8 protein-coding genes are annotated in these 6,640 nt (G+C 66.8%); 1 reads left to right on the top strand and 7 read right to left on the bottom strand.

The features are described 5' to 3' along the window. The 5 genes from pyrD to PHD22_RS07635 form a co-directional block, all read right to left on the bottom strand. Window positions 1-564 (bottom strand): dihydroorotate dehydrogenase (quinone) (gene pyrD, locus PHD22_RS07655; RefSeq protein WP_299864591.1); only part of this gene is annotated, 564 nt, incomplete at its 3' end. A gap of 43 nt (window positions 565-607) precedes the next feature. Then, entirely contained in the window at window positions 608-1,090 is a 483-nt protein-coding gene (locus PHD22_RS07650) for a hypothetical protein (RefSeq protein ID WP_299864588.1), read from the bottom strand. 4 nt (window positions 1,091-1,094) lie between these two features. Beyond that, on the bottom strand, window positions 1,095-1,835 hold the full coding sequence (locus PHD22_RS07645) for an arginyltransferase (RefSeq protein WP_299864585.1): 741 nt from the start codon (window positions 1,833-1,835) through the stop codon (window positions 1,095-1,097). A 6-nt stretch (window positions 1,836-1,841) separates the two neighbouring features. Continuing rightward, entirely contained in the window at window positions 1,842-2,546 is a 705-nt protein-coding gene (gene aat / locus PHD22_RS07640) for a leucyl/phenylalanyl-tRNA--protein transferase (protein ID WP_299864583.1), read from the bottom strand. A gap of 60 nt (window positions 2,547-2,606) precedes the next feature. After that, on the bottom strand, window positions 2,607-3,146 hold the full coding sequence (locus PHD22_RS07635) for a C40 family peptidase (protein ID WP_299864580.1): 540 nt from the start codon (window positions 3,144-3,146) through the stop codon (window positions 2,607-2,609). Between the two features lie 137 nt (window positions 3,147-3,283). On the opposite strand from PHD22_RS07635, the gene PHD22_RS07630 reads away from it, so the two are divergent. Beyond that, the gene (locus PHD22_RS07630; protein ID WP_299864577.1) at window positions 3,284-4,108 is read left to right on the top strand and encodes a tetratricopeptide repeat protein; all 825 of its coding nucleotides are present in this window, start codon (window positions 3,284-3,286) and stop codon (window positions 4,106-4,108) included. 13 nt (window positions 4,109-4,121) lie between these two features. On the opposite strand, the gene PHD22_RS07625 is transcribed toward PHD22_RS07630, so the two are convergent. Then, window positions 4,122-5,003 carry a DMT family transporter gene (locus tag PHD22_RS07625; RefSeq protein WP_299864574.1) on the bottom strand — a complete coding sequence of 294 codons (882 nt, stop codon included), beginning with the start codon at window positions 5,001-5,003 and terminating at the stop codon, window positions 4,122-4,124. A 163-nt stretch (window positions 5,004-5,166) separates the two neighbouring features. Next, window positions 5,167-6,627, bottom strand: coding sequence for an NAD(P)H-hydrate dehydratase (locus tag PHD22_RS07620; protein ID WP_366520697.1), 1,461 nt, complete (start codon window positions 6,625-6,627; stop codon window positions 5,167-5,169). Between the last annotated feature and the right edge of the window lie 13 nt (window positions 6,628-6,640).

Below are 6,640 nucleotides of genomic sequence, written 5' to 3'. Positions count from 1 at the left end.
GTCCAGCTCGGATTCACCCTGGAGTTGGCGCAGATTCTTGGTGTTGGGAGAGGAAATGTTGATCGTGATGTAGCTGGCCAGGGGGTAGGCCTTGTCGAGGCCGATCAGGTAGTCGTCCGCAGCCCGGTCCATGGGGGTGTCGGCGTTCTTGCCGATATTGATGCCGAGGATGCCCTTGAACTTGGCGTTCTGGACATGGCCAATCAGCGCGTCGATGCCGTGGTTGTTGAAGCCCATCCGGTTGATGATCCCCTTGACCTCCGGCAGCCGGAACATGCGTGGCTTGGGGTTGCCGGGCTGCGGGCGGGGGGTGATGGTGCCGATTTCAATGAAACCGAAACCCATCCGGGCCAGGCCATCGATGGCTTCCCCATTTTTGTCCAGGCCGGCGGCAAGACCGATCCGGTTGGGGAAGGTGAGGCCCATCACGTCCACCGGGCGTGCGGGGAGGGGCCGGGCCGCGGGCAGAAGACGCCCCGCAGCATTGAGACCGGCCAGAGCGGTTTCGTGGGCGGTCTCCGGTTCGAGGGAGAACAGGATGGGGCGGGCGATTTCGTAGAGCATCCGCCATTCTACCGCAGTGCGGCAAAGCTTTGTTTCGTGGCAGCTATTCGAGGGCCAGGCGCAACTGAATGCCCAGGTAGCCGCTGTAGCCGGGCAGGTTTGGAACGGCAATCAGGTTGGCCCCGATCCGCCCCGCCTGAACCGATACGGTGGGCAGAACCAGTACCGGAGAGGGATGGCCCGTGGCCAGCAGTCCCAGCAGTCCGGCCTTCAATGGGCCGGCGGTCAGGGGCATCCAGCGGCCGCCCAGGTAGGCTGTGTGATGATCGTAACTGTTACGGAGGTAGCCTGCAGTGGCTACCCACGGCGTGCCGCTGAGTTCCCGTTCGAAACCCAGGCCGGGATTGGTTTCACGCCAGTCCCGACGCTCTGGCTGGAAATGATGGGATGCGCCCGAGAGGGTGAGCCAGTCCCGGTGGGGCGCATGTCGCAGATCGCCGAGGCTGGGCAGGGCGTCGAAGGCCCAGACGCCGGGGGGCCAGGCTAAGGCGGTGGCGAGGCTTGCGGCCCGGATCTGACGTTTCATGGACTCATTCCGCTGGGAGGGGGCCGGCTTCGAAGAGGTTTGTCCAGCGTCCTTCGAGGCGTCCCTGGAGGGGCCGGAAGTGGGCCTTGTAGGCCATCTTGCGGCTGTCCTGAATCCAGTAGCCCAGGTACAGGTAAGGGAGCTTCAGTTCCCGGCAGACTTCGATCTGCCAGAGGATGCCGAAAGTACCCAGGCTGGCTGTGGGCAGATCCGGTTCGTAGAAGGTGTAGACGCTGGACAGACCATCAGTGAGGCAGTCGATGACGCTGACCATGCGCAGGATGCCATTTTCCCGAAACTCGATCAGACGGCTGTCCACGTGGCTCTGGAGCAGGAAGTGAGCGTATTGCTCCCGGTTGTCCTGATCCATGCCGCCGCCCGCGTGGCGGCGGGTCTGGTAGTGCTGATACAGTGCGTAGTGTTCTTCGATGAACTCCAGGGGCATTTCGCGTGGGAGCAGGCTGGCGCAGGCTCTCCAGGCGCGTCTCTGGCTGCGGTTGGGCCGGAAGTCGGCGACGGGAATGCGTACCGGAATGCAGGCCTGGCAGGTATCGCAGTACGGGCGGTAGGTAAAAATTCCGCTGCGCCTAAAGCCGCTGTGTACAAGTTCGCTGTACAGGGGCGTGTCGATCAGGTGGCTGGGGGTGGCTACCTGGGAACGCGCCTGACGGTCGGGCAGGTACGAGCAGCCGTAGGGCGCGGTGGCATAAAACTGGAGCAGGGAGTACGGGTAGTCCTTGAGCATCGCGCTTCACGTCCAGGGAGCCTGGGCTCCGTTTTCCGGCCAGGGGGCCGGCGGCCTGTCTTCCCGGGTCAGGGTGCCCAGCATCTGCACGAAGGCTTCCCGGGGGATTTCCCGGCCTCCGAGGGATTGGAGGTGGCCGGTAGTCATCTGACAATCTAGCACGGCGAAATTCCGTAGCTCAAGGAAGCGCGTCAGGTGGGCAAAGGCGATCTTTGAGGCGTCGGTGCGCCGGCTGAACATGGACTCCCCATAGAAGACCCGGCCCAGGGCCATGCCGTAGAGTCCGCCTACCAGTTCCCCGTCCATCCAGGTCTCGACGGAATGGGCATGGCCCAGTTCATGCATGCGGATATAGGCTGCCTGAATGTCTTCCGTGATCCAGGTGCCAGCCCCGTGGCTGCGAGGTTCTGCACAGGCCTGGATGACCTGGGCGAAGGCGGAGTCCAGGCGTACCTCGTAGCGGGCGTTACGCAGCGTCTTGCGCAGGGAGCGGGTTATCCGGACCTGGTCCGGAAACACCACCAGCCGGGGATCGGGGCTCCACCACAGGATCGGTTCGCCTTCGTTGAACCAGGGGAAGATGCCTGCCTTGTAGGCGGCGAGCAGCCAGTCGGGCGTCAGGGCTCCCCCTGCCGCCAGCAACCCGTTGGGGTTTCGGAGGGCAAGGGTCGTGGGTGGGAAGGCAGGAGTGTCTCCGAGCCAGGGAATCATGGTGGCGGAGGGAGGAAAGGAAAAAACAAAGGCCCGGAAGTCCGGGCCAAAGTCAGATGCTCAGTTGCTCTGGGTCTGGCGAGGGGCCATTCCGGGCAGAATCCGGCGGGCACCGTCGTAACGGGTAGCCCAGTAACCGATCCGCATGTCTTCCACGCGAACCACGCCGCCGGTGGAGGGGGCGTGTATGAACTGATTGTTGCCCACATAGATACCCACATGGGAGAAGGCGCGGCGCATGGTGTTGAAGAAAACCAGATCACCGGGCTTGAGTTCATGGACCTTGACCTGCTCACCCATCTGGGACATTTCAGCGGCCGTGCGGGGCAGACCCAGGCCCAGCGCGTCGGCGAAAACCTTGCCTACGAAACCGCTGCAGTCAAAACCGGTGAGTGGGCTCGTGCCTCCAAGGCGATACGGCACGCCCAGAAAGTTGAGGCTTTGGTTCAGCAGGGCGCGCATGGATCCGGTGTAACGTTCGAACACGGAGGGCTGAGGGAGGCCGTCGTCATCGGCCGGGTCTTGCTGCTCCGATGCGAGGACCACGCCGGAACACGCGGTCGCTACTAAAAAGCCGAGGATCGTCTTTTTGATAGGCATTCGGCGACTATACCCAAGGCCCCGGTGAGTGTAAAGAATTTCGACAGCCGTCATTGGGGAAGACCCCAGGCTGTGGTATCCTGCGGGATGCTGACCGGTGTGACTCACCGGATGACTAAAAGAACCAGGAGATTCCGATGCCCCGTCTAGCTTCGCGCCTTGCTCCGCTGGCTCTGCTGCTGCTCATGTCTCTGTCCGCCCCGGCTGAAATGCTCGGTCAGGACGATCTTGCGGAGCTGGTCCGCCGCCCGGCGATTGGCCTCTACAAGGGCTATGCGGAGTTCAAGATGGCCCACTATGCCGAGGCCCGCCAGATCTGGACGGCGCTGGCGGAGCGGGGCATGGGGGAGGCCTGGTTCAATCTGGGGATTCTGGCCGAGGATGGCCTGGGGGAGCCCCGTGACGGCCCGGAGGCCCGCCGGCGCTATGAGCAGGCGGCCCGGGCCGGCAGCCGGAATGCGGCCCTGCGCCTGGGAATTGCCCTCCAGAGCGGGCGTCTCGGCTCCCGGGATCTGGCTGCGGCACGCCAGTGGCTCAAGGCTGCCACGGACCTGGGGGACGAGGAAGCCCTGACTCAGCTGGCGCTGCTGGAGGGGAGCGCCCAGCCTCTCAGCGAGCGGGACCGGGAATTGGCCCAGGCCCGGCGTCTTGAGGCTGACGGTAGTCTGATGGAGGCGGCGGCTGCCTATCGTGCCTTGGCAGAGGCGGGAGATCCTCGCGGGTGGACCCGGTTGGCCTGGCTCCATGAGGCGGGCAGGGGCGTGTCCCGGGATCTGGCCGAGGCGGCAAGGCTGTTCCGCCGGGCAGCCGAGGCCCTGGACCCGGAGGCCCAGTATGCGCTGGCGGTCATGCTGGAGACCGGGGCCGGGCAGCGCCGCGATCCGGAGGAGGCCCTGGGGTTGTTGAGATCGGCGGCACGGGCAGGCTATCCGCCTGCGGTGGACGCTTTGAGCGCCCGTTGAGGGTGCGTGGATTTCAGGTGCGCTGGCGGCTCAGGCGGTGACCGTCGAGGGCGATCAGCACGCCCGCCACCCCGATCACGCCCATCCCGATGGCGCCGATGCCATCGGGGGTCTGGCCGAAGAAGAGCCACCCGAACAGCGCCGCCCACACCAGCTGCATGTAGAGCATGGGTGACAGGAGGGAGGCTGGCGCATCCCTGAATGCATGGGTCAGCAGAAAGTGGGCGATGGCTGCCAGAGCGCCCATGGCGGCGAACAGGACAGGGTCCAGGCCCTGCAGGGCAACATCGCTGTCCATCCACGGCAGCGCACAGCTCATCAACAGGCTGCCCGTGAGGGCGGTGTGAAACAGCAGGGTCGCCGGGCTTTCGGTGGGGCTCAGCTTCCGGGTCTGGATCTGGTAGAGGGCGTACATCAGGGCGCATGCCAGGGCGTACAGGACCCCCTCGAGGACCAGTCCGCTGCCTGGCCTGGCTACCAGCAACACCCCGCCGAAGCCGAGGGCCACGGCGATCTGCCGCAGCCTGCCGATGGACTCCCCCAGCATCGGTCGGGCCAGCAGGACCACGATCACCGGTGACGCGAAAATGATGGCAGTGGCCTCGGCCAGGGGCATGCGCTGAAAGGCGCTCAGCCCGAACAGGCTGGTGCAGAGCAGCAGGAGAGCTCGCATCGTGTGGGCCAGGGGGCGCCGGGTTGCGATCAGACGCCGGCCCAGGCGGGGGCCGAGAATCACCACCATCAGCAGCAGATGGACCGTGTAGCGGGCCCAGATCAGCAGGGGAACGGGGAAGCGGTTGCTCAGATGCTTGGCAGTGACGTCCAGGGTGACGAACAGCACCAGCGCGATCATGGCCAGGCCGATCCCCCGCAAGGGGCGCTGGGGTGCGTTCATTGGCCGAGGCTGAACAAGAAGGTGGCTCCCCCGTTTGCTGCGTGTTCTGGGTGGAGGCCGCAGTGCGGAGTGTGCCCGGGCGCCTTTTCGGCGTCCTGGATTGGCCCCGGTGGGTTCAGGGGCCCGCCGTTCAGGGCGGGCAGGGTTGGTCGCCGTCGATGGCTCACGGAGCAGGCTTCCGTCTCTGGACCCAGTCGTTGAAGACCGTCCGGGCTGCTGCGGCCAGTTCATCCGCCAGCAGGCCGCAGTCCAGCCCCAGCCGGGTCTGCAACAGGTCGCCGGCTGCCCCATGGAGATGCACGCCCGCCAGCAGGGCATCCCGGGGTGTCCAGCCCCGGGCGAGGAGGGCGGCCGTCAGGCCACTCAGGACGTCGCCCATGCCGGCCGTAGCCATGGCCGGGTTGCCAGTCCCATTGATCCACCACTCGCCTTCCGGTCCTGCGATGATGCTTCCGCAGCCCTTGAGGACCACCCACGCCTGAAAGCGGTGTGCAAGCGTCTTGCAGACGTCCACCCGGCCGGCCTGGACGGTGGCAGTGGAAATGCCCAGCAGACGACCGGCTTCGGCCGGATGGGGGGTGAGCAGGGTGGGGTGCCCGCGATGGGGCAGGGCCTCCTGCAGTCCTCCGTCGGCGGCGACCAGGTTGAGGGCGTCCGCATCCAGCAGCAGGGGCGTTGGGGTGGCCACGGCCCGGCGGAGCAGGGCAAGCGCACCTGCGGACTGCCCCAGCCCGGGACCCACGGCCAGGGCGGCGATGCCCGGCTGTTCCAGCAGGGTCGCCGCCGGACGGAACATGAGCTCGGGTCGCAGCAGGTCCACGGCCAGGGCCGCAGCATCCTGCAGACCGACCAGCACCCGGCCCGCCCCCAGCCAGGCGGCGGCGCGCCCGGCCAGCAGGGCGGCGCCCACCATGCCGGGGGCGCCGCCGATCACTGCCACGTCCCCGTAACTTCCCTTGTGGCTGTTGCGCTGCCGGGGCTGAAGGCTGGCCGAGAAGAGGGCCGGACGGATTTCCCAGGCAGAGGGCGGTGCCAAGCCCTCCGGGTCGAGGCCGAGGGGTGCCAGGTGCAACTCGCCGCACTGGTCCGGACCGTCCAGGGTCAGCAGTCCTGGCTTGAGGGCAATGAAGGTGAGTGTGTGGTCGGCCTGGAAGCAGGGCCCCAGGCGGCAGCCCCGGTTGCCATCCAGTCCACTCGGGATGTCCAGGGCCAGTCGCCACCCGGAGGCGTCGTTGAGGCGCGTGATCCAGTCTGCATACAGCCCTTCCAGGGGACGCTGCAGGCCGATGCCGAACAGGGCGTCCACCACCATGCCCCAGCCGCCAGAAGGAGCAGCGGGCCATGCGGACCAGATCCTGCCGCCCGCTTTCTGCCAGGCCTCCCGGGCGGCGGCGGCATCGGCGGGCAGCCGGGCCGGATCGGCGGCACAGAGTACGTCCACGGGATGGCCGGCGGCGTGTAGCAGCCGTGCCATCACGAAACCGTCGCCGCCGTTGTTGCCCGGGCCGCAGGCTACCAGCACCGGAGCGCCTGGTTCCAGCAGGGCCAGGGCCAGTTCGGCGGCCGCCTGTCCGGCCCGCTCCATCAGGGGGGGGGCGGCGCCCGGAATGGCCAGGGCTTCCACGGCTCGTAGAGCC

It is taken from the genome of Zoogloea sp., from assembly GCF_028693495.1.
Classification (GTDB): Bacteria; Pseudomonadota; Gammaproteobacteria; order Burkholderiales; family Rhodocyclaceae; genus Zoogloea.
Note: the sequence above shows the minus strand (reverse complement) of the source record. Positions and strands in the feature narration are given on the sequence as shown.

What these genes read in the sequence shown, in the direction of transcription:
- PHD22_RS07650 (WP_299864588.1), bottom strand. Translation starts at nt 1,090, where the DNA reads ATGAAACGTCAGATCCGGGCCGCAAGCCTCGCCACCGCCTTAGCCTGG.
- PHD22_RS07645 (WP_299864585.1), bottom strand. Translation starts at nt 1,835, where the DNA reads ATGCTCAAGGACTACCCGTACTCCCTGCTCCAGTTTTATGCCACCGCG.
- aat (WP_299864583.1), bottom strand. Translation starts at nt 2,546, where the DNA reads ATGATTCCCTGGCTCGGAGACACTCCTGCCTTCCCACCCACGACCCTT.
- PHD22_RS07635 (WP_299864580.1), bottom strand. Translation starts at nt 3,146, where the DNA reads ATGCCTATCAAAAAGACGATCCTCGGCTTTTTAGTAGCGACCGCGTGT.
- PHD22_RS07630 (WP_299864577.1), top strand. Translation starts at nt 3,284, where the DNA reads ATGCCCCGTCTAGCTTCGCGCCTTGCTCCGCTGGCTCTGCTGCTGCTC.
- PHD22_RS07625 (WP_299864574.1), bottom strand. Translation starts at nt 5,003, where the DNA reads ATGAACGCACCCCAGCGCCCCTTGCGGGGGATCGGCCTGGCCATGATC.